The 21,946-nt window shown below is 49.8% G+C and carries 18 protein-coding genes and 1 other RNA gene; 10 read left to right on the top strand and 9 right to left on the bottom strand.

What is annotated here, in order from left to right; all coding sequences use genetic code 11:
• Positions 1 to 9: 9 nt before the first annotated feature.
• From sufS to sufA, 5 genes are read right to left on the bottom strand one after another with little or no spacing between them, the layout of a single operon-like run.
• Positions 10 to 1,230, bottom strand: coding sequence for a cysteine desulfurase SufS (gene sufS, locus ACQ29O_RS09965; protein ID WP_000143856.1), 1,221 nt, complete (start codon positions 1,228 to 1,230; stop codon positions 10 to 12).
• Positions 1,227 to 2,498, bottom strand: coding sequence for a Fe-S cluster assembly protein SufD (gene sufD / locus ACQ29O_RS09960; RefSeq protein ID WP_000907942.1), 1,272 nt, complete (start codon positions 2,496 to 2,498; stop codon positions 1,227 to 1,229). Before sufD ends, sufS begins: the two co-directional genes overlap by 4 nt.
• Positions 2,473 to 3,219 (bottom strand): Fe-S cluster assembly ATPase SufC, encoded by a 747-nt coding sequence (gene sufC, locus ACQ29O_RS09955; protein ID WP_253336039.1) that lies wholly within the window; start codon positions 3,217 to 3,219, stop codon positions 2,473 to 2,475. The genes sufD and sufC overlap by 26 nt, the downstream gene beginning before the upstream one ends.
• Before the next feature lie 16 nt (positions 3,220 to 3,235).
• Positions 3,236 to 4,723 carry a Fe-S cluster assembly protein SufB gene (sufB, locus tag ACQ29O_RS09950; protein ID WP_000089384.1) on the bottom strand — a complete coding sequence of 496 codons (1,488 nt, stop codon included), beginning with the start codon at positions 4,721 to 4,723 and terminating at the stop codon, positions 3,236 to 3,238.
• 8 nt (positions 4,724 to 4,731) lie between these two features.
• A complete protein-coding gene (sufA, locus tag ACQ29O_RS09945; RefSeq protein ID WP_000418970.1) occupies positions 4,732 to 5,100 on the bottom strand; it encodes a Fe-S cluster assembly scaffold SufA in 369 nt (122 codons plus the stop codon).
• Between the two features lie 426 nt (positions 5,101 to 5,526).
• On the opposite strand from sufA, the gene ACQ29O_RS09940 reads away from it, so the two are divergent.
• Positions 5,527 to 6,873 (top strand): L-cystine transporter, encoded by a 1,347-nt coding sequence (locus tag ACQ29O_RS09940; protein WP_000261852.1) that lies wholly within the window; start codon positions 5,527 to 5,529, stop codon positions 6,871 to 6,873.
• A gap of 285 nt (positions 6,874 to 7,158) precedes the next feature.
• Here ACQ29O_RS09940 and ACQ29O_RS09935 read toward each other — a convergent pair whose 3' ends face one another.
• The 3 genes from ACQ29O_RS09935 to ydiJ form a co-directional block, all read right to left on the bottom strand.
• Positions 7,159 to 7,347, bottom strand: a complete 189-nt coding sequence (locus tag ACQ29O_RS09935) for a YdiH family protein (protein ID WP_001537749.1) — start codon at positions 7,345 to 7,347, stop codon at positions 7,159 to 7,161.
• Positions 7,348 to 7,445: 98 nt separating this feature from the next.
• Positions 7,446 to 7,856, bottom strand: coding sequence for a 1,4-dihydroxy-2-naphthoyl-CoA hydrolase (gene menI, locus ACQ29O_RS09930; RefSeq protein WP_000637930.1), 411 nt, complete (start codon positions 7,854 to 7,856; stop codon positions 7,446 to 7,448).
• Positions 7,853 to 10,909, bottom strand: coding sequence for a D-2-hydroxyglutarate dehydrogenase YdiJ (gene ydiJ, locus ACQ29O_RS09925; protein WP_000612922.1), 3,057 nt, complete (start codon positions 10,907 to 10,909; stop codon positions 7,853 to 7,855). The genes menI and ydiJ overlap by 4 nt, the downstream gene beginning before the upstream one ends.
• A 264-nt stretch (positions 10,910 to 11,173) precedes the next feature.
• Here ydiJ and ydiK point away from each other — a divergent pair, with 264 nt between their 5' ends.
• The 9 genes from ydiK (at position 11,174) to ACQ29O_RS09880 (ending at position 20,710) form a co-directional block, all read left to right on the top strand.
• Entirely contained in the window at positions 11,174 to 12,292 is a 1,119-nt protein-coding gene (gene ydiK / locus ACQ29O_RS09920) for an AI-2E family transporter YdiK (RefSeq protein ID WP_000248619.1), read from the top strand.
• A gap of 182 nt (positions 12,293 to 12,474) precedes the next feature.
• Positions 12,475 to 12,582: antisense sRNA RprA (gene rprA, locus ACQ29O_RS09915), an RNA gene on the top strand.
• 167 nt (positions 12,583 to 12,749) lie between these two features.
• Positions 12,750 to 13,109 carry a YdiL family protein gene (locus ACQ29O_RS09910; RefSeq protein ID WP_000980459.1) on the top strand — a complete coding sequence of 120 codons (360 nt, stop codon included), beginning with the start codon at positions 12,750 to 12,752 and terminating at the stop codon, positions 13,107 to 13,109.
• Positions 13,110 to 13,249: 140 nt separating this feature from the next.
• Complete coding sequence (locus tag ACQ29O_RS09905) at positions 13,250 to 14,461, top strand: MFS transporter (RefSeq protein ID WP_000797661.1); 1,212 nt, start codon at positions 13,250 to 13,252, stop codon at positions 14,459 to 14,461.
• A 363-nt stretch (positions 14,462 to 14,824) separates the two neighbouring features.
• Positions 14,825 to 16,060 (top strand): MFS transporter, encoded by a 1,236-nt coding sequence (locus ACQ29O_RS09900; protein ID WP_000081206.1) that lies wholly within the window; start codon positions 14,825 to 14,827, stop codon positions 16,058 to 16,060.
• Positions 16,061 to 16,126: 66 nt separating this feature from the next.
• On the top strand, positions 16,127 to 16,993 hold the full coding sequence (ydiB, locus tag ACQ29O_RS09895) for a quinate/shikimate dehydrogenase (protein WP_000383488.1): 867 nt from the start codon (positions 16,127 to 16,129) through the stop codon (positions 16,991 to 16,993).
• A 44-nt stretch (positions 16,994 to 17,037) separates the two neighbouring features.
• Positions 17,038 to 17,796 carry a type I 3-dehydroquinate dehydratase gene (gene aroD / locus ACQ29O_RS09890; RefSeq protein ID WP_000860224.1) on the top strand — a complete coding sequence of 253 codons (759 nt, stop codon included), beginning with the start codon at positions 17,038 to 17,040 and terminating at the stop codon, positions 17,794 to 17,796.
• Between the two features lie 153 nt (positions 17,797 to 17,949).
• On the top strand, positions 17,950 to 19,545 hold the full coding sequence (locus tag ACQ29O_RS09885; RefSeq protein ID WP_000700595.1) for an acyl CoA:acetate/3-ketoacid CoA transferase: 1,596 nt from the start codon (positions 17,950 to 17,952) through the stop codon (positions 19,543 to 19,545).
• A 13-nt stretch (positions 19,546 to 19,558) separates the two neighbouring features.
• Positions 19,559 to 20,710: an acyl-CoA dehydrogenase gene (locus tag ACQ29O_RS09880; RefSeq protein WP_000347819.1), complete on the top strand. Its 1,152-nt coding sequence runs from the start codon at positions 19,559 to 19,561 to the stop codon at positions 20,708 to 20,710.
• Between the two features lie 75 nt (positions 20,711 to 20,785).
• On the opposite strand, the gene ACQ29O_RS09875 is transcribed toward ACQ29O_RS09880, so the two are convergent.
• Positions 20,786 to 21,676: an AraC family transcriptional regulator gene (locus ACQ29O_RS09875; protein ID WP_000284826.1), complete on the bottom strand. Its 891-nt coding sequence runs from the start codon at positions 21,674 to 21,676 to the stop codon at positions 20,786 to 20,788.
• Between the last annotated feature and the right edge of the window lie 270 nt (positions 21,677 to 21,946).

Genomic DNA, 21,946 nt, shown 5'->3' with positions numbered 1-21,946 from the left:
ACCTCACTGTTATCCCAATAAGCGGTGGATACGCGTTAATCCTGCCACCAGTCGGTCCACTTCTTCATGGGTGTTATACATCGCCAGCGAAGCCCGGCACATTGCCGGCACGCCATACCAGGCCATGAGCGGCATTGCGCAGTGATGTCCCATTCGTACCGCGATACCGTAATTATCAAGAAAGCTGCCGACGTCGTAAGCATGGTGTTTACCCAGATTAAACGCGATGACGCCCAATCGCTGCGCCGGACCATACAGCGTGATATCAGGCACCTGCGCCAGTTGCTCCAGCGCATAGCGCATCAGCATCTGCTCATAATCGCCAATCTTATCCAGTCCCAGCGACGTCACATAGTCAATCGCCGCGCCGAGACCGATGATGCCGCCAGTATTCGGCGTTCCCGCCTCAAAACGCCAGGGCGCTTTCGCCCATGTCGTTCCCTGCGTCAGGCTGACGGTCGAGATCATCGACCCGCCCCCTTCCCACGGCGGCATTTCTTGCAGCAACGCCTCTTTAACATACAGAATGCCGATGCCGGTCGGCCCGTAAAGTTTATGGCCGGAGAAAACGTAAAAATCGCAGTCCAGCGCCTGGACGTCAACAGCATGGTGCATCACGGCCTGGGCGCCATCCACCAGCACTTTCGCCCCATGCTGGCGCGCCAGCGCAATCATGTCCGGCAGTGGGTTTTCCGTCCCCAGCACATTGGAAACATGGGTAATGGCCAGCAGTCGGGTCCGGTCATCGAACAGCGCAGCTAAGGTCTCCAGCCGCAGCGTACCGTCAGGATGCAACGGGATCACGCGCAGTTCAGCGCCTTTGCGCTCGCACAGCATCTGCCAGGGAACGATGTTGGCGTGATGCTCCATCTCGCTGATGATAATGTTATCCCCGGCGCGAATATTTTCCGTTCCCCAACTGTTGGCGACAAGGTTAATGCCCTCCGTCGTACCGCGCACGAACACCAGTTCTTCTGCGGAGCGGGCGTTAATAAACCGCGACGCCTGCTTACGCACATTCTCCATGCTTTCGGTCGCCTGCGCGCTTAACGTATGGATACCTCGATGTACCGCAGCATAGCCGTGACGGTAGAAGGCAGATTCAGCATCAATCACCTGATTAGGTTTTTGAGCGCTGGCTGCGCTGTCCAGGTAAGCCAGCGGCAGGCCGTTAACTTCACGCTGCAGTATGGGAAAATCCGCCCGTACTTTTTCTACAGGAAATGTCATACCAGGCCTCCGGGCAGTCGCTGGCCGATTCGCGCCAGCACCTGCTGTTTAAGGGCGCTATCATGGATAGCTTCCGTTAACTCTGCGGCAAACGCGTAAAGAATCATGTGCCGCGCCTCCTGCTGTCTGATGCCGCGTGATTGCAGATAAAACATCTGCTCATCGTCAATACGCCCGATCGTCGCGCCGTGGCTGCACTTCACGTCATCGGCATAGATCTCTAATTGCGGTTTGGTATCGACTTCAGCCAGTTTCCCCAACAACAGGTTATTATTGGTCATCTGGCCGTCGGTTTTAATGGCGTGTTGCGCCACGTTAATCAGGCCATTAAAGACCGCGCGTCCTTTGTCGCTGACGATGGTCTTGTGCGACTGGCGGCTGTTACAGTAGCCTTTGTTATGTTCCAGCCATGTCCGCGTATCGCAAACTTCATTTTTCACCGGCATCGCCAGACTATTCAGTCGAAGCGTCGCGTTTTCACCATTCAGTTGTGAGCTGCTGTGGTGACGTAGTACTGCGGCGCCCAGCAGAAAACTGTGGCTAAACGCCGAGGCGTCTGTCGCCAGCAGAAGATCGTTATGCGCAAAGTGATAGCTGGACGCATTTTCAAACGCCAGTTTGATATGATGCAGTTGCGCATTGTCTGCAACGTTCATCGTCAGACGCGCGCCGGTAAAATGTTTTGCCGCTGTAAGGCTGACATAATGCTCAATAACCGTCGCTTCCGCGCCTTCCGCCAGCGCCAGATGGTGGCGATAATGCGCGGTGTTCAGCTCGTCGCCATCCACGCCCTGCGTGATATGCATTAACAGTAGCGGCCTGGTCGGACGCTGATTTCGCCGTACCTGTATATACGTGACACATTGCGCCAGGCTTTCCGTCAGATGCAGAAAAACCTCAGGCTGTACCGGCGCGGCAAGCGTCTGGCGCTCATCCCTGACGCTAACGTCAAATCCGCTGTTTTGCGTGCTATCACTGAGCTCTGGCATAAACCGACCATCGACAAACACCAGCCGCACGGCATCGATTTGCAGCGCCAACGCATCACGCTGTGCGGCGCTGATAGTCGCACACTGCTGGATAAACTGGCTATGGGTTAAGCCCTCCAGCGGCGTGTATTTCCAGTCTTCATGTTTACGCGTCGGCAATCCCAGACGTAACATCTGTTGTAAATGTTGTCTTGCCTGCTCAGTTCGACTTTCTCTTTTTTCCTCAAAGAGATGCTGCCATTGCTGTAGCGCTTTACTGCTGTTCGGTAAGCCAGCCATAACCCTGCTCCTCCAGTTGTTTGACCAGAGTAAAATCGCCGGATCGGACAATTCGCCCCTGATAGAGGACATGGACGTAATCGGGTTTGATATAGTCCAGTATGCGCTGATAGTGGGTCACGATAATAAAAGCGCGTTTATCGTCGCGTAACGCGTTGACGCCTTCCGCCACAATTTTCAACGCATCGATATCCAGTCCGGAGTCCGACTCATCAAGGATGCACAGTTCCGGCTCCAGCACCGCCATTTGCAAAATATCATTGCGCTTTTTCTCCCCGCCGGAAAAACCGACGTTTACCGAACGGGTCAGTAAATCTTCCGGCATTTTCAGCAATGCGATCTTTTCTTCCATCAGATCCTGAAAATCAAAGCGATCCAACGACGTCTGCCCGCGGTAGGCGCGCACGGCATTCAGCGCGGTTTGCAGGAAAAACTGGTTACTGACGCCGGGGATTTCTACCGGGTACTGGAAGGCCATAAAAATCCCTTCGCCCGCCCGTTCCTCCGGCGACAGTTCAAGCAGATCTTTACCCTTGAACGTAACCGAGCCGCCGGTGACCTCATAATCTTCACGTCCAGCCAGGGTGGCGGAGAGCGTGCTTTTCCCGGAACCGTTCGGCCCCATAATGGCGTGAACTTCGCCGGGGAGAATCTCCAGATTCAGGCCACGCAAAATCGCTTTTTCTTCCACACTGACCTGTAAATCTTTAATGCTTAACATGGGTTTTCCTTCATCATTAACCGACGCTGTGCTCAAGGCTAATCGTCAGCAGTTTTTGCGCTTCAACGGCGAACTCCAGCGGTAGTTCCGAGAAAACGTCTTTGCAGAAACCGTTGACGATCATCGAAATAGCGTCTTCTTCGCTGATGCCGCGTTGCAGACAATAGAAAAGCTGATCTTCACCGATGCGTGATGTTGTCGCCTCGTGCTCCAGCTGCGCGCTGTTATTGCGGCATTCAACATACGGGAACGTATGCGCGCCGCAGTCCGCTCCAATCAACATGGAGTCGCATTGGGTGAAATTTCGGGCGTTGGTTGCCGTCGGCATAATTTTTACCAGCCCACGGTAGCTGTTCTGGCTGTGGCCGGCAGAAATGCCTTTTGAGATAATGGTTGAGCGCGTGTTTTTACCGATATGGATCATTTTGGTGCCGGTGTCAGCCTGCTGATGTCCACTGGTCAGCGCAACGGAATAGAACTCGCCGATAGAATTATCACCGCGCAGGATACAGCTCGGGTATTTCCAGGTAATCGCCGAACCGGTTTCCGACTGGGTCCACGACATCTTGCTGTTTTCCCCTTCGCACAACGCCCGCTTGGTCACAAAGTTCAGAATGCCGCCCGTGTTGTTGTCGCCCGGGAACCAGTTTTGTACGGTGGAATATTTTACTTCAGCATCTTTATGGATGATGACTTCCACTACCGCGGCGTGGAGCTGATAACTGTCGCGTACGGGCGCGGAGCAGCCTTCGATATAACTCACATAGCTGCCTTCATCCGCCACCAGAATCGTGCGCTCAAACTGACCGGTTTTCTCGGCGTTAATGCGAAAATAGGTGGATAACTCCATTGGGCAACGCACGCCTTTGGGAACATAGATAAATGTCCCATCGGAAGCGACTGCCGCATTCAGCGCGGCAAAAAAGTTATCGTTCCCCGGCACGACGGTGCCAAGATATTTCCTGACCAGGTCAGGGTGATCGTGTATCGCTTCGCCAAAAGAACAGAAAATAATGCCCTGTTCCGCCAGTTTTTCACGGTATGTGGTCGCTACGGAGACCGAATCAAAAATCGCATCGACGGCGACCTCTTTCCCTTCGCGAACCGGAACGCCAAGTTGCTCGAAGGCGTCTTCAACCTCTTTACTCAAAAAGGTATTCGCGCCCGTTTGCTGTACGGCTCCCGGCTGGGAAACGCAGCTATCGTCGCAGTTTCCGCATGATGGCGCAGAGTAATAGCTGTAGTCCTGATAGTTCAGTTTATCGTAGTGCGCCTTCAGCCAGTGCGGTTCATCCATGTCCAGCCAGGCTCTATAGGCATTGAGACGAAATTCCAGCATCCACTCAGGTTCGTTACGCTTTGCGGAAATCGCGCGCACCACCTCTTCGCTGATGCCTTTTGCCAGTTCATCAGTGGGTAGTTGCGTGAAAAATCCTTCTTTGTAATTAAGGCGTCCGCCTGTCCAGATACCGACCTCTTCCGTTGCTTCAGTGTTACGAGACATAGTACCGCCTATACCCCAAAACTTTCGCCGCAGCCGCATTCATTCTGGGCTTTGGGGTTATGAAATTTAAATAACTGGTTCAGCCCTTCCTGTACGTAATCCACTTCTGTTCCGTCAATAAAAGGCATCGCCTGTAACGGTGCGAAAAGCTTTGCGCCTTCGGCTTCAAAAACCAGATCGTCTTTATCCGGCTCCCGAACGGTATCCAGAACATAGCCAAATCCGGCACATCCCGTCTGTTTTACGCTTAACCGCACGCCCAACATGCCCGGCTGCTTTTCTGCCAGTTCACGTATGTGCGCTGCCGCCGCTGGCGTTAGCGTCAGCCCTTGCCAGGGGAAGTCCTCCGGGTTAAACGTGTCTGAATGCAATTCCATAGAGTTACCTCGCGTTCTAAATCACCAGGATATAACAGCATGTTAGTGATAATGATTATCACTTCAACCCCTTAACCGCAGGGGCTTTCCAACAAATGGTCATATTGAGCGCCTTTTATTAAGCATAGACCCTGTCCGCCAGGTCATACGACAGACAAAAAACAACTTAACTTTTTGATAAGTAATGATTTATAAGATATTAACCGTTCTGGCAGGTCAAAAACGAAAAGATGTATAGAAAATGACTATTTAATTAATAGGCTGTCGACATTGCCGGGCGGCGAGGTCAGAACCCCATTTTTTGTATGGATACCTGGCGTTGCGCTCTTTATAATCCGCTGCGGTTCTATAACTCAGTTTGAGCTATAGGTTTATGTAAACTCTTTCCGGCATTTCAGGTGCTGAATGAGGCAAGAGGCTTAAAATATGGTTGTTACGCTCGCGTATATCGCACTTTTTTTGGTTTTCTCGTGGGTCATCTTGAGAATTAATCAAAAAAGCGATTCCCTGTCGAAAAGCGTTTTTATCGCTATCTTTTTAGGGGCTGTTATTGGTTTATCCCTGCATTTTATTTCAGCAAATCACACTAAAACTATTATCGAATGGTACAGCATCATCGGCAATGGTTACGTCCACCTGTTAAAACTGGTCGCTATACCGCTAATTTTTATTTCTATTCTTTCCGCCATCAATAAACTAGAAAATAGCGCCGACATCGGAAAAATGTCGCTGACGATCGTCGGATGCATGTTATGCCTGGTGATGGTTGCCGGTTTTATCGGATTACTGACCGCTCATGTGCTGGGGCTTGACGCCAGCGCTTTTGTGCACATGCCGTCAATGTTAACTACAGAAGAAGTCAATAAGACTGCCGCGGTGTCGATTCCCCAGTTAGTGACATCGCTGATCCCGACTAATATTTTTCTTGATCTTACGGGAGCCAGAAGTGTTTCCGTTATCGGCATCGTTATCTTCACGCTAATAGCGGGGATCGCTCTGTTAAAGGTCAAAAAAGAGGCGCCGGAAGAAGGTCAGAAATTAAGCGCAGGCATTAACGCTATCCAGATCTGGGTCATGAAGATGGTACGTATCGTTATTGCATTAACGCCCTATGGCGTCATGGCATTAATGACTACCGTATTTTCATCATACCACTTTGAACAATTCGCCAGCTTACTTGGTTTTATCGGCGCCTGTTATATCGCGATTTTCATGATGTTTATCGTGCATGCCATCTTGCTGATCCTCAGCGGTAATAATCCAGCGCGTTATTTCAGTATGGTCTGGCCCGTCTTAACCTTTGCGTTTGTTTCCCGCAGCAGCGCAGCCTCTATCCCGCTGGCCATTTCCGCCCAGGAAAAATTTGGCGTACAAAGCACTATTGCCAATATTTCCGCCTCGTTTGGCTCCAGTATGGGGCAAAATGGCTGCGCCGGGATTTATCCGGCTATTATGGTAGCGATGATTGCGCCCACCATCGGCATTGATCCGCTCTCGCTGCATTTTCTGGCCGCGATGTTGCCTGCCATTGCGCTAGGGTCTATTGGCGTAGCCGGCGTCGGCGGCGGCGGTACGTTCGCGGCGCTGATTGTCCTGTCGACGTTGAATTTTCCCGTTGCGCTGGTCGGTATTTTTATTGCCATCGAACCTATCGTTGATATGGCCCGCACGGCTCTGAACGTTAACGGATCGATGATGTCAGGTGTGCTGGCTAACCGTATTTTGAATAATCATACGGCTGACGACATGCCAGCGGTTATTGACAGACCTTAGTTTTTTACGCGCCCGGAAAAGAAAAACCCTTAAGTCTGTTCAATACAGGCTTAAGGGTTCCGGCCCCATCCGGCGCTTATCTCCGGCACTCTTAATGGCTTAGCTCTTGAAGGGGCATAAGAATAATCTCATAAAGAACGCGCGCCTTTTTAGCACAAATGGCGATCTGTATTTTTTTAAACAAAATCAAGGGGTTATCTATTACCTGGGGACAGTGTCTGGTGAGATTGCCTGGTAACATAGCCGGATGGCGGCTAACGCCTTATCCGGCCTACACAGACTTTATTAATGCACGCCCAACCGCCAGGCGAAATAGATCTCTTCTTTCAGTTCGGTTGCAGAGAGGGTGAGGAGATCGGCAAACTCTAACTCCAGCTGTTTTAAACGCTTCAAATACTGCGCGGGAGAAAGTTCGGTTTTATCACGGCGTAAAAATTCAATCGCCAGTTGGGTCGGGTCTAAATCAGTAGACATATCATCCTCGCTTATGTGTAAACGTGCACAGTATATCACCTTTTTCTGCGCACATTTTGACCAAAAGCAATATGCATCACACTTTTATGGTGACAACGTCACACAATCGCCGTAGTAAGACGCGAAGAACAGCACAGACGTCCCTGTTCATCAAAGATCTCTATCTGCCAGACCTGATGGCGAGCCCCGGTATGCAACGCTTTACAGACGCCTCGTACGCGCCCCTGACGCGCCGACCGTACATGGTTGGCATTCACCTCCAGCCCCACCACCTTTTGCTCCCCCTGCGTACACAGATAACCTGCGACCGAGCCGATACTTTCCGCCAGCACCACAGACGCTCCGCCATGCAGCAAGCCGAACGGCTGTTTGGTGCGATGATCGACGGGCATTGTCGCTTCCAGCGTATCGTCCCCAATACGCTCAAAGCGGATATCAAGCAGGCCAACCATATTTCCTTCCCCCATCGCATTAAGCGCATCGAGGGTCACTTCACGTTTCCAGATCAACCTATAATCTCCAGTAATGCCTGCAACGGGTGACGCACGCCCGTACCTTCAATGCGTTTAACCTGGCTTCGGCAGGAATAGCCGGTTGCCAGGCAGCGGTTTCGCGGTAGACGTTGCATCGCCTGATGCCAGGATAGCTCATAAATTCCCAGCGAATTTTTATGATTGGTGAGTTCATGTCCATAAGTGCCCGCCATACCGCAGCAGCCTACGCTGACATTTTCCAGCTTCGCGCCAAAATGGGCAAAGATGGCGGCCCACTGCGCAGGCGCGCCGGGTAAAGCCGTGACTTCCGTACAATGACCAAAAAAGTACCACGGTTCGCCGCTCACCTCGACGGACAGTCTTGCATTTATTTCCTGCGCCAGCCATTCATTCACCAGCAACACATGAAAATCGCCGCGCTGTTCACCCAGCGCCAGTTTGTATTCGTCGCGATAACACAGAACCAGCGCCGGATCGACGCCCACCATCGGCATCCCCAACGCGGCGATCCGATTAAGGAACTCAGAGGTTTTTTTCGCCGTTTTCGCAAAGCGATTAAGAAAACCTTTAATATGCTGCGCCTTACCATTCGGCGAGAACGGTAACAATACCGGCCTCCTGCCCAGTTTTTCCGCCAGGCGGATAAAGTCCGCCACGACCCGGGCGTCGTAGTAGCTGGTAAACGGATCCTGAACCACCAGTACCGTTTTCGCTTTTTGCTCGGCGCTCATGCGTTCCAGTTGCTCAAGCGTCATATTGGCAGACGGATGGCCCACCAGTTGCTGTTGCAATGAAGGGGCAGAAAGCAGAGGTAAATCCACCATACCGATATGTTTTTTCGCCAGATTACGAACCACCGGTTGGTTAATAAAAAAGTTAAAGGTCTTTGGCGCACGCGCCATCAGCGGCGCGTAGGTCTCGACCGTCGCCACCAGATGATCGCGTACCGGGCGCAGATAACGCGTATGGTAAAGCTGTAAGAAACGTGAACGAAACTCCGGAACATCGATTTTAATCGGACACTGGGTCGTACAGGCTTTACACGCCAGACAGCCGGACATGGCCTCTTTAACTTCATGGGAAAAGTCATACTCGCCTTTGCGTTTGTGCCAACTATTCCGGGTGCGGGCAATCAGCGTGCGTAAGCTGGCGCGTTTTTCTGGCAACTCCTTTTCCAGCTTCAACGGATCGACGCCGCGATCGGCCAATAGACGGAGCCATTCCCGCACCAGCGTCGCCCGCCCTTTCGGCGAGTGGATCCGGTTAAGGCTAATTTTCATCGACGGGCACATCGGGCTTTTCGCATCGAAATTAAAGCACAGGCCGTTACCATTACACTCCATAGCGCCGCGCCAGGTCTGCCGTACCGCCAGCGGAATTTGCCGATCCCAGGTGCCTCGTTTTACCGCATCCACCTTCATCATCGGCGCCTCTATCCCCTGCGGCGGACAGATTTTACCCGGGTTAAGTCGATTATGCGGATCAAAAGCCGCTTTTATTTTGCGCAGCTCGCCATACAGAACTTCGCCGAAAAAGGCCGGGCTGTATTCCGCACGAAAACCTTTTCCATGCTCGCCCCACAACAGCCCACCGTATCTGGCGGTCAGCGCGACGACCTCATCGGAGATCTGTTTCATCAACAGTTCCTGCTGCGGATCGCACATATCCAGCGCCGGACGCACATGCAGCACCCCGGCATCCACGTGGCCGAACATGCCGTAACTTAAGCCATGACCATCCAGCAGAGCGCGAAATTCGGCGATGTAATCGGCCAGATGTTCAGGCGGCACGCAGGTATCTTCCGCGAAAGGAATCGGTTTGGCAGCGCCTTTCGCATTACCCAGCAGCCCTACCGCTTTTTTACGCATCGCGTAAATACGCTCAATACCCGTCAAATCGGTACAAAGTTGCCAGCCGATCACGCCCGCTTCCGCTCGCGCCATCAGGCCATCCAGCCGGTGGCACAGCGCCTCGACCTGTCCGTCAATAAGCGCTTCATCGTCACCCGCGAATTCCACGATATTCAGGCCAAGCATCTCTTTATCCGGCACATCGGTAATCAATTCGCTAACGGAGTGCCAGACAATATCTTCCCGCGCGAGGTTAAGGACTTTGGAATCGACCGTCTCGACGGATAAGGCGCGCGCATCAACCATAAAAGGGGCGTTACGCAGCGCGGAATCAAAGGAGTCGTATTTTACATTCACCAGACGGCGGACTTTGGGTATCGGGGTAATATCCAGCCGGGCTTCAGTAATAAACGCCAGCGTCCCTTCCGACCCCGTTAAGATGCGGGTGAGATCGAAGCGGGTCATGTCATCGTTAAAGACGTGGCGTAAATCGTAGCCTGTCAGGAAGCGATTGAGCTTTGGAAAGCTATCGAGGATAAGTTGGCGGTTTTCCAGGCAGGACTGATAGACGGTCTGATAGATGCGGCCTGGCGTCGTCGTGTTTTCACCCAGCGTCCGGGCAAGCTCTACGGGCATCGATTGCGTGTCAAGGATATCGCCCCCCAACAATACGGCCCGTATGCCTAAGACGTGATCTGACGTTTTTCCATAGACCAGCGAACCCTGACCGGAGGCATCGGTATTAATCATACCGCCAAGCGTGGCGCGATTACTGGTGGAAAGTTCCGGCGCAAAAAAATAGCCATACGGCTTTAACGCTTGATTAAGCTGATCTTTTATCACTCCCGCCTCTACCCGCACCCATCCCTCTTCAGGATTAATTTCAATAATGCGGTTCATATAGCGGGACATATCAACAATAATGCCCTGGTTTAGCGCCTGGCCATTCGTGCCAGTACCGCCGCCTCGAGGGGTAAATATCAGCGACGTAAAGCGCGGCTCCGCCGCCAGACGGGCAAGAAGCGCGACATCCGCCGTAGAACGGGGAAACACAACAGCATCGGGAAGAAGCTGGTAGATACTGTTATCGGTCGACATTGTCAGACGGTCGGCATAGCTGGTTGCCGTATCGCCCGTAAACCCTTGCTGCTCCAGCGCCTGCAAAAAATTGAGCACCAGCTGAACGACGCCGGGTGCCTGAGAAATTTGTGGAATCATTATATTGACCTTTTCCTGCGGTCTATGTTGTGAACGGTGGCGCCCAACCCGGCGAGCGCGAGCGGTCTACGCACAGGAAGGGATGCTTAATCGTTTGCGTGTTGCGTTATTTGTTGTATCACATTTTTTTCCTGTGCGCCCAACAGAATTACATGCAGAATCGGCCTGTTAAAAACCGCTGAAATTGCTCATCATTATAGGGTGTGGTTTGCATGTTCACGTCGCGCCAACGTTCTGGCGCAAAGACAAAGGTGAAAAGTATTTATGGTAAATGTTCGTCAGCCCAGGGATATTGCGCAAGTGCTGCTATCGGTGCTGTTTTTAGCCATCATGATTGTGGCCTGTTTGTGGATAGTACAGCCTTTTATTTTGGGGTTTGCATGGGCAGGTACGATTGTTATCGCGACCTGGCCCGTTTTGCTGAAATTACAAAAAATATTGTGGGGCCGCCGCTCGCTTGCCGTATTGGTCATGACGCTGCTGTTAGTGCTGCTCTTCGTTATTCCCGTCGCCTTGCTGGTGAACAGCATTGTCGATGGTAGCGGCCCGCTCATCCATGCAGTGACCGGCGGCGATATGACGCTACCCGATCTGGCATGGTTAAATAATATTCCGTTGGTTGGCGCCAAACTGTATGCCGGATGGCATAGCCTGCTGGATATGGGCGGTAGCGCTATTATGGCGAAAGTGCGGCCTTATATCGGCACAACCACGACCTGGTTTGTCGGTCAGGCGGCGCATATCGGACGCTTTATGATGCACTGTGCCCTGATGCTGTTGTTTAGCGCCCTGCTTTACTGGCGCGGCGAACAAGTGGCGATGGGTATACGCCATTTTGCCTGTCGTCTCGCGGCTAAACGCGGCGATGCGGCGGTTCTGCTGACTGCCCAGGCGATCCGCGCCGTGGCGCTTGGCGTGGTGGTTACCGCGCTGGTACAGGCGGTACTTGGCGGCGTCGGGCTGGCGATTTCCGGCGTGCCTTACGCTACCCTGTTGACGGTAGTGATGATCCTTTCGTGTCTGGTTCAGTTGGGGCCGTTGCCGGTATTGATTCCAGCCATTATCTGGCTTTACTGGACAGGCGACACCACCTGGGGCACCGTGCTGCTGGTTTGGAGCGCCGTCGTCGGCACTCTGGATAACGTGATTCGCCCGGTACTCATCCGCATGGGTGCCGATTTACCGCTGCTTCTGATCCTTTCCGGGGTAATCGGCGGCCTGATTGCATTCGGTATGATTGGTCTGTTTATTGGACCGGTGCTTCTGGCCGTGACCTGGCGTTTGTTCTCCGCATGGGTACATGAAGTTCCGGCGCCGACGAATGAACCAGAGGAGATCCTTGAAGAGCTGGATGACATCGAGGAAGCCAACAAGCAGTCATAATCCCGTCGGGCGGCATCGCCGCCCGATGCTTTAGCGACGTTTATCAATTCAACGCACACCCCATTTTGATTCGCCCGTCTGTTCCCCGCCGCATCTCATTTCTGTCGCAAATCCGTTACAGTTTTTAAACTATTGAGACGAATCTGATCGACGCAAAAAGTGCTCATGCCTACTATTAGCACACGGTTATAAATCAACACATTGATTTATAAGCATGGAAATCCCCTGAGTGAAACAACGAATTGCTGTGTGTAGTCTTTGCCCGTCTCCTACGATGGGCTTTTTTTTTAACTTTTTTCGCTGCATTGTTACATAAGCCAGCTCCCGTTTCCCTTCAACACCGCGATATCTGCAACGAACAAATAATATTGCACAAAATAGTGTGATTCTGTTCAAGTCGAAACGGTGTCGGTGGTGCTATTTATAGCATCACTTTTTTCATATAAAAGCCTAAAAAATGATGAACGCGTTAGAACTACAAGCACTACGGCGTATTTTTGATATGACGATTGAAGAATGCACAATCTATATCACCCAGGATAATAATTCGACAACCTGGCAACGATGGGAAGCTGGCGACACTCCCATCTCTCCAGAAATCATTGCCAGGCTGAAGGAAATGAAAGCCAGGAGACAGCGACGAATTAACGCCATTGTTGACAAAATAAATAACCGCATCGGCAATAATACAATGCGTTACTTCCCTGATTTATCTTCTTTTCAGTCCATTTATACAGAGGGTGATTTTATCGAGTGGAAAATTTATCAATCTGTTGCTGCCGAACTTTTCGCACATGATCTGGAGCGGCTGTGTTAGACGTAAACTTTATCGCCGCATCGTATTGATACCGGATAGAAAACCACACAATCACGACATTGACTTGTCACCCTATCCAATATGCTTCCTGCCTGTGTATACCACTGTAACTTTCAGGCGGCATCTCTGAGTCAGATAATATGAAAAATCGTTATTTCCCTACCGCTGTAGGGTTGTATTTTAATTACTTTGTACATGGCATGGGGGTTATCCTGATGAGCCTGAACATGTCATCGCTTGAACAGCAATGGCATACCAGTGCCGCAGGCGTATCTATTGTGATCTCTTCGCTTGGTATTGGCCGGCTAAGCGTTTTGTTAATCGCCGGTATGCTTTCCGATCGCTTTGGTCACCGTCCTTTTATCATTCTGGGGACCGCCTGTTACCTGATTTTTTTCATTGGCATTCTTTATGCTCAGACGATTTTTGTCGCTTATGCCTGTGGCTTTTTAGCGGGTATGGCCAACAGTTTTTTGGATGCAGGTACCTATCCCAGTTTGATGGAAGCCTTCCCTCGCTCCCCCAGTACGGCAAATATTCTGATCAAAGCATTTGTCTCTGGCGGGCAATTCTTGTTGCCCATTATTATCAGTTTATTAGTCTGGGCTAATATGTGGTTTGGCTGGTCCTTCCTGCTTGCCGGGGCGATCATGCTTATTAATGCTCTGTTTTTATTACGCTGTCCTTTTCCACCCTATCCTGGTCGGATATTGAAGCCCAAAATCTCGCAAGCGCCTGTCGCAGGCGTACATCATTGCTCCCTCATCGATCTTATCAGCTACACCCTTTATGGCTATATCTCGATGGCAACCTTTTATCTTATCAGCCAGTGGCTGGCGCAGTATGGACAGTTCGTCGCAGGAATGTCGTATACCCAATCCATCAAACTGTTAAGTATTTATACCTGCGGATCGCTACTCTGCGTTTTTATAACCGCCCCGCTGGTCAGAAAAACAATTCGCTCTACCACATTATTGATGTTTTATACCTTTATCTCTTTTATTGCGCTTCTGACGGTCTGCCTGCATCCTCAGGCCTATGTTGTTATGATCTTCTCATTCGTCATTGGATTCTCTTCCGCCGGTGGCGTAGTACAAATCGGCCTGACGCTGATGGCGGCCCGTTTTCCACAGGAGAAAGGTAAAGCGACCGGCATTTATTACAGCGCCGGCAGTATCGCGACGTTCACTATTCCGTTGATCACAGCGCGGATTTCAGAAATAAGCATTGCACATATTATGTGGTTTGATACCGGTATCGCCGCAGTGGGATTTCTCCTCGCACTGTTCATCGGTTACCGAAGTCGGGCTGAATCACAACATCACGCTGAAGCAGCGTCAACCGCGCAATAAATGTTAGCGTGCCAGTTGCAATATTATTGCCTTGCTATGCAAAATAAAACGTTAGCCATTATCACCGGGAAACAAAAAATGTAATTTTCGTGTTAATTATTATTCATTATCTTCACACTTATCAGAAAAATTGCGATGAGCATCACGAGTTATATGTATTAAACAACAAATTCGCAGCAATTTTTATATTTCCTGGCTAACAAATGAAATGCTATCAATGCAATAAACCTGGCATTTTAAACGCCATGTTATGTACATATAACGACAGTACCGACTTATAGTGTTACTGAACAATCGCTGCATGTAGTAAAGCAGTAATAAGCAGGACATTGAATCAAACCATCAGCAAGGAGCTGTGAACAAATGTCTCAGAACAAGGCTCGCAACATGCCATATTTGCTGGCTGTTATCTGCATTTATTTTAGTTACTTTCTCCACGGCATGAGTGTTATTACACTAGCCCAGAACATGACCTCCCTTGCACAGAAATTCTCCACGGATAGTGCCGGTATCGCCTATTTAATCTCTGGCATTGGTCTTGGTCGTCTGGTCAGTATTTTATTCTTTGGCGTACTGTCCGATAAATTTGGCCGTCGGGCAATAATACTGCTTGGCGCCGTACTATATATGCTATTTTTCTTCGGTATTCCCGCCAGTCCTAACCTGATGATCGCTTTCATATTAGCGGTGTGTGTCGGCGTGGCGAACTCCGCGCTGGATACCGGCGGATACCCTGCATTAATGGAGTGTTTTCCCAAAGCATCGGGCTCGGCAGTTATTCTGGTTAAAGCGATGGTCTCTTTTGGGCAAATGATTTATCCCCTTATTGTCAGCGCCTTGTTAGCCAACCATATCTGGTACGGCTACGCGGTGGTAATCCCCGGTATCCTTTTCGTCCTCATCACGTTGATGCTGTTGAAAAGCCGTTTTCCCAGCCAACTTGTCGATGCCAGTATTGCGAAAGAATTACCCCAGATGAACAGTACTCCCCTCGTCTGGCTGGAAGGCGTAGCTTCCGTTTTATTTGGCGTCGCCGCGTTCTCAACCTTCTATGTGATTGTGGTCTGGATGCCTAAATATGCGATGGCCTTCGCCGGAATGGCGGAATCCGACGCGCTGAAAACCATCTCTTATTACAGTATGGGATCGTTGGTTTGCGTGTTTATTTTTGCCGCATTGCTGAAAAAAATGGTTCGCCCTATCTGGGCCAATGTTTTCAATGCCGGGCTGGCGACACTCACCGCTGCGGCAATTTACCTGTATCCCTCTCCACTGATCTGTAATGCTGGCGCCTTCGTGATTGGTTTTTCCGCTGCTGGAGGTATTTTACAATTAGGTGTATCGGTAATGTCGGAATTTTTCCCTAAGAGTAAAGCTAAAGTCACCAGTATATATATGATGATGGGGGGCGTAGCTAACTTTATTATTCCACTGATCACCGGTTATCTCTCTACTATTGGCCTGCAATATATCATTTTGTTAGATTTTGCCTTTGCACTACTGACATTTATCACCGCCATTATTGTATTTATTCGCTATTATCACGTATTTAAGATCCCGCAAAACGATGTCCGATTTGGCGAGCGTTATTTCCAGTAAAAATGTTAACGATGCGCAACAGGCATGCGCCCTGCTCTGCACTGTCCACTTATTAAGGAGTATAAAATGGATGTTACCGCAAAATATGAATTAATTGGTCTTATGGCGTATCCTATCCGTCATAGCTTATCGCCCGAAATGCAAAACAAAGCGTTAGAAAAAGCGGGGCTACCGTATACCTATATGGCTTTCGAAGTGGATAACACGACGTTTGCCAGCGCCATTGAAGGACTGAAAGCATTAAAAATGCGCGGTACGGGCGTCTCCATGCCAAACAAACAGCTCGCGTGTGAGTATGTCGATGAATTAACGCCAGCAGCAAAACTGGTTGGCGCTATCAACACCATTGTTAACGATGACGGCTATCTACGCGGCTACAACACGGATGGTACGGGCCATATTCGGGCAATTAAAGAAAGCGGTTTCGATATTCGGGGAAAAACCATGGTGCTGCTCGGCGCGGGAGGCGCGGCTACCGCCATTGGCGCCCAGGCAGCCATTGAAGGCATTAAGGAAATTAAACTGTTTAACCGTAAAGATGACTTTTTCGAAAAAGCGGTTGCCTTTGCGAAGCGGGTGAATGAAAACACCGATTGCGTCGTTACCGTCACCGATCTTGCCGATCAGCACGCTTTTACTGAAGCGCTTGCCAGCGCAGATATTCTGACGAACGGCACCAAAGTTGGCATGAAACCATTGGAGAACGAATCCCTGATCGGCGATGTTTCCCTGCTCCGCCCTGAATTGCTGGTCACCGAATGTGTTTATAATCCGCATATGACAAAGTTATTGCAGCAGGCGCAACAAGCTGGTTGCAAAACAATTGATGGTTACGGCATGTTGTTATGGCAAGGAGCCGAACAGTTTGAACTGTGGACAGGAAAAGCATTTCCATTGGACTATGTGAAGCAGGTGATGGGATTCACAGCCTGACCGGTAAAATTATAATTGCGACGAATGACAATGAAGGGTACCAAATGAAAACCGTAACTGTAAGAGATCTCGTGGTTGGCGAAGGCGCGCCAAAGATCATTGTGTCACTAATGGGAAAAACCATTACCGATGTGAAATCGGAAGCACTCGCCTACCGTGAAGCGGATTTCGATATTCTGGAGTGGCGCGTTGACCATTTTGCCAACGTGACAACGGCGGAAAGCGTACTTGAGGCCGCCGGCGCCATCCGGGAGATTATTACCGATAAACCCTTGCTATTTACCTTCCGCAGCGCGAAAGAAGGCGGCGAACAGGCGCTAACTACCGGACAGTATATCGCTCTGAATCGTGCAGCGGTTGACAGCGGTCTGGTCGATATGATCGATCTTGAGCTTTTTACCGGCGACGACGAGGTGAAAGCCACCGTCGGCTATGCTCATCAACACAATGTTGCGGTGATCATGTCTAACCATGATTTTCATAAAACGCCCGCAGCGGAAGAGATTGTTCAGCGTCTGCGTAAAATGCAGGAACTGGGCGCCGATATTCCGAAGATCGCCGTCATGCCACAGACTAAAGCCGATGTCCTGACCTTACTTACCGCCACTGTAGAAATGCAGGAGCGCTATGCGGATCGTCCGATTATTACCATGTCGATGTCGAAAACCGGGGTAATATCTCGTCTTGCCGGCGAAGTGTTCGGTTCTGCAGCAACGTTTGGCGCGGTGAAAAAAGCATCTGCGCCGGGACAAATATCGGTAGCCGATCTGCGTACCGTATTAACTATATTGCACCAGGCGTAATACTTTATCGTGTGGCGGAATATTCTCTTTCTGCCACAATAAAATAAATAGTTATCTGATATGAATATGTTCCATATTCATTGAAAGCCGCTGTCTTTATTACCTTAACACGGTTATATCGATATTGCTTTCAGGGATAATAGTGGAGTAAATATGAAAATCAATAAGCCATCACGCATTAATGGCCGCGTTCCCGTGCTCTCTGCACAAGAAGCAGTAAATTATATTCCAGATGAGGCCACTTTATGTATTCTGGGCGCTGGCGGCGGTATTCTCGAAGCGACAACATTAATTACCGCACTGGCAGATAAATATCAAACAACCCAGTCACCACGAGATTTATCTATTATTAGCCCTACCGGATTAGGTGACCGCGCCGATCGCGGCATCAGCCCGCTGGCGCAGGAGGGATTGGTAAAATGGGCGCTATGCGGACATTGGGGGCAATCTCCCCGTATTTCTGAACTGGCTGAACAAAATAAAATCGCCGCCTATAACTACCCACAAGGCGTATTAACCCAGACACTGCGCGCCAGCGCCGCACACCAGCCGGGTATTCTGAGCGATATCGGTATTGGTACCTTTGTCGACCCTCGCCAACAGGGCGGAAAATTAAACGACGTGACTAAAGAAGATCTCATTAAGCTGGTAGAGATCGATAATAAAGAATATCTCTATTATAAAGCGATAGCGCCTAATGTGGCTTTTATCCGCGCCACCACCTGCGACAGCGAAGGCTATGCATCATTTGAAGATGAGGTGATGTATCTTGATGCACTGGTGATCGCCCAGGCCGTTCACAATAATGGCGGTATTGTAATGATGCAGGTGCAGAAAATGGTAAAAAAAGCCACGCTGCATCCAAAATCCGTGCGTATTCCCGGCTATCTGGCGGATATTGTGGTTGTCGACGCCGACCAGACGCAACTCTATGGCGGCGCGCCGGTGAACCGATTTATCTCCGGGGATTTTACTCTTGATGATAGTACCCAGCTTACCCTGCCCCTTAATCAGCGCAAGCTGGTAGCCCGACGCGCGCTGTTTGAAATGCGTAAAGGCGCGGTAGGCAATGTGGGCGTAGGCATTGCCGACGGCATTGGTCTGGTCGCTCGCGAGGAAGGCTGCGCCGATGACTTCGTGCTGACCGTAGAAACTGGCCCGGTGGGCGGTATTACCTCTCAGGGTGTGGCCTTCGGCGCCAATGTCAATACCCGCGCGATCCTCGATATGACCTCACAATTTGATTTTTATCACGGCGGTGGGCTCGATGTCTGCTATTTAAGTTTTGCCGAAGTGGATCAACACGGTAATGTCGGTGTACATAAATTCAACGGCAAAATTATGGGCACCGGCGGGTTTATCGATATTAGCGCAACGTCGCAAAAAATTATTTTCTGCGGAACTCTGACGGCCGGAAGTTTAAAAACTGAAATTACCGATGGCAAATTAAATATTCTGCAGGAAGGTCGCGTGAAAAAATTCGCCAGCGAACTGCCGGAAATTACGTTCAGTGGAAAAATTGCGCTTGAGCGCGGGTTAGACGTGCGTTACATCACTGAACGTGCGGTTTTCACTCTCAAACAAGATGGCCTGCATTTAATTGAAATTGCGCCTGGCGTCGATCTGCAACGGGATATTCTTGACAAGATGGATTTTTCACCGGTTATCTCACCAGATTTAAAACTGATGGACACAAGATTATTTACCGATAGCACTATGGGATTCACGCTTCCTGACGCAACACATTAAAAGGAGTACAAATATGGATTTTTCATTAACTGAAGAACAAGAACTATTACTGGCCAGTATTCGCGAGTTAATCACCAGCAATTTTCCGGAAGAGTATTTCCGTACCTGCGATCAAACGGGCACCTATCCCAAAGAATTTATGCAGGCGCTGGCGGAAAACGGTATTTCGATGCTGGGCGTCCCGGAAGAATTCGGCGGCATTCCGGCTGACTATGTAACGCAAATGCTGGCGCTGATGGAAATCTCAAAATGCGGCGCTCCGGCCTTTTTGATTACCAACGGCCAATGCATTCACAGCATGCGCCGTTTTGGTTCCGCAGAACAACTGCGTAAAACAGCAGAAAGTACTCTGGCCACCGGCGATCCAGCATATGCGCTAGCCTTAACAGAACCTGGCGCGGGCTCTGATAATAATAGCGCCACAACAACCTGGACGCGTAAAAACGGCAAGGTTTATCTTAACGGCCAAAAAACATTTATCACCGGTGCAAAAGAATATCCTTACATGCTGGTTCTGGCGCGCGATACGGAGCCAAAAGATCCTAAAAAAGCGTTCACGCTTTGGTGGGTGGACTCAAATAAACCGGGCATAAAGATTAATCCGCTGCACAAAATTGGCTGGCACATGTTGAGTACATGCGAAGTTTATCTCGATAATGTCGAGGTGGACGAAAGCGACCGGGTCGGTGAAGAAGGCATGGGTTTCCTCAATGTCATGTACAATTTTGAGATGGAGCGTTTGATTAATGCGGCGCGCAGTACAGGTTTCGCCGAATGCGCATTTGAAGATGCCGCCCGTTACGCCAACCAGCGTATCGCCTTTGGTAAACCCATCGGCCATAACCAGATGATCCAGGAAAAGCTGGCGTTAATGGCCATCAAAATCGAAAACATGCGCAATATGGTGTTGAAAGTCGCCTGGCAGGCCGATCGGGAAGAGTCACTGCGTACCAGCGCCGCGCTGGCTAAGCTGTATTGCGCACGCACAGCGATGGAAGTGATTGACGATGCGATTCAGATTATGGGTGGGCTTGGTTATACTGACGAAGCCCGTGTCTCCCGCTTCTGGCGCGATGTTCGCTGCGAACGTATCGGTGGCGGCACGGATGAAATTATGATCTATGTGGCAGGACGCCAGATTCTGAAAGACTATCAGAACAAGTAAGGATCGTACCGGAACGTCTTATTCGGCCTGACTGCTTTACGGCATCAGGCCGAATAAATCAGATATATTTCGCCGTCAGGTATTTGGCAGCAAATACGCCTGCTCAACCAGACTATTTTTAAATTGCTTACGATAATCGTTGGGAGAACATCCTACATGCCGCATAAACAATTTGGCAAAATGGTCCACATTTTCATATCCTACCCGCCATGAAATTTCTGCCAGTGGCGACTCAGTGTTTGTCAGCGCAAACTTGGCCTCGGTCATACGTCGTTGAATAACATAGTTGATAGGGGATATATGATATTCTTTGGCAAATTCATGGCATATATAACTGACGCTGGCACGAAATTTTTTCGATAGCTGGTCAAGCGTGATTTTTTCACGATAATTATTATTGAGATAAACAAGCACATCCTTAATTAATACATCTTTTTTAATGTAGCCTTGTTCAGAACGATAGGCATTTTTAAAATTTTCATAGTAAAGTGCGGTCAGAGTGTAAGCAAATGCATCGTATACAGAGGAAGCCAATACGTTTTTCCCCTGCGGAAGTAACACGCTTAATTCATTAAAGATACTTTTAATGACCTCTTTCCCCTGAACCACGGAAACCACCGGACAGGAATGACTCTGCAATAGTTGGTTTTCTTCCCAACCTAGAAAACAAAACCCATACAGCGCACAGGTATAGGTGGTAGCCGGCGAATTGCTGTCGGATGCTACAGCGTGTAGCCGCCCCCGCTCAACGACGACAATATCGTCCGCATGCGCGACGTAGAGTGAAGAGTCAATAATTAACCTGGCTATCCCTTTTTTGACGTAAATAAGCTCTGTTTCATTATCATGCATATGATGGCCAGACTCCCAGTTTGGATCATCGCTAATGACAAAACGTGAAAATCGAGGGGTCTTGTCCTGTTCAAAAATCGTCTCCGCGGCGGAGTCAAAACAGCGCTGATACATAATAACCTCTGTCAGGTTTAAAAAGATAACCAGGATAAAATAAAGCGAGCGTCAGTGTTGTACAACCGTGGAGATTACCAGCAAAACAAGATTATTCGTTCCGAATGCAAGATATTATGTTCTTTTGCAGACAGCTCAGATTACCTGTCGATGGCGTATTATCAGACAAAAATACATAGCCGACATATCTTTGATGTTTTCTTTTAACCTCACAGAAACAACATCGCACGTTTCATGTTAAAAAATGATGATATGCTTCGCACTTATTAT

The organism is Salmonella sp. GDC200615 (assembly GCF_050574145.1).
GTDB lineage: Bacteria > Pseudomonadota > Gammaproteobacteria > Enterobacterales > Enterobacteriaceae > Salmonella > Salmonella enterica.
Note: the sequence above shows the minus strand (reverse complement) of the source record. Positions and strands in the feature narration are given on the sequence as shown.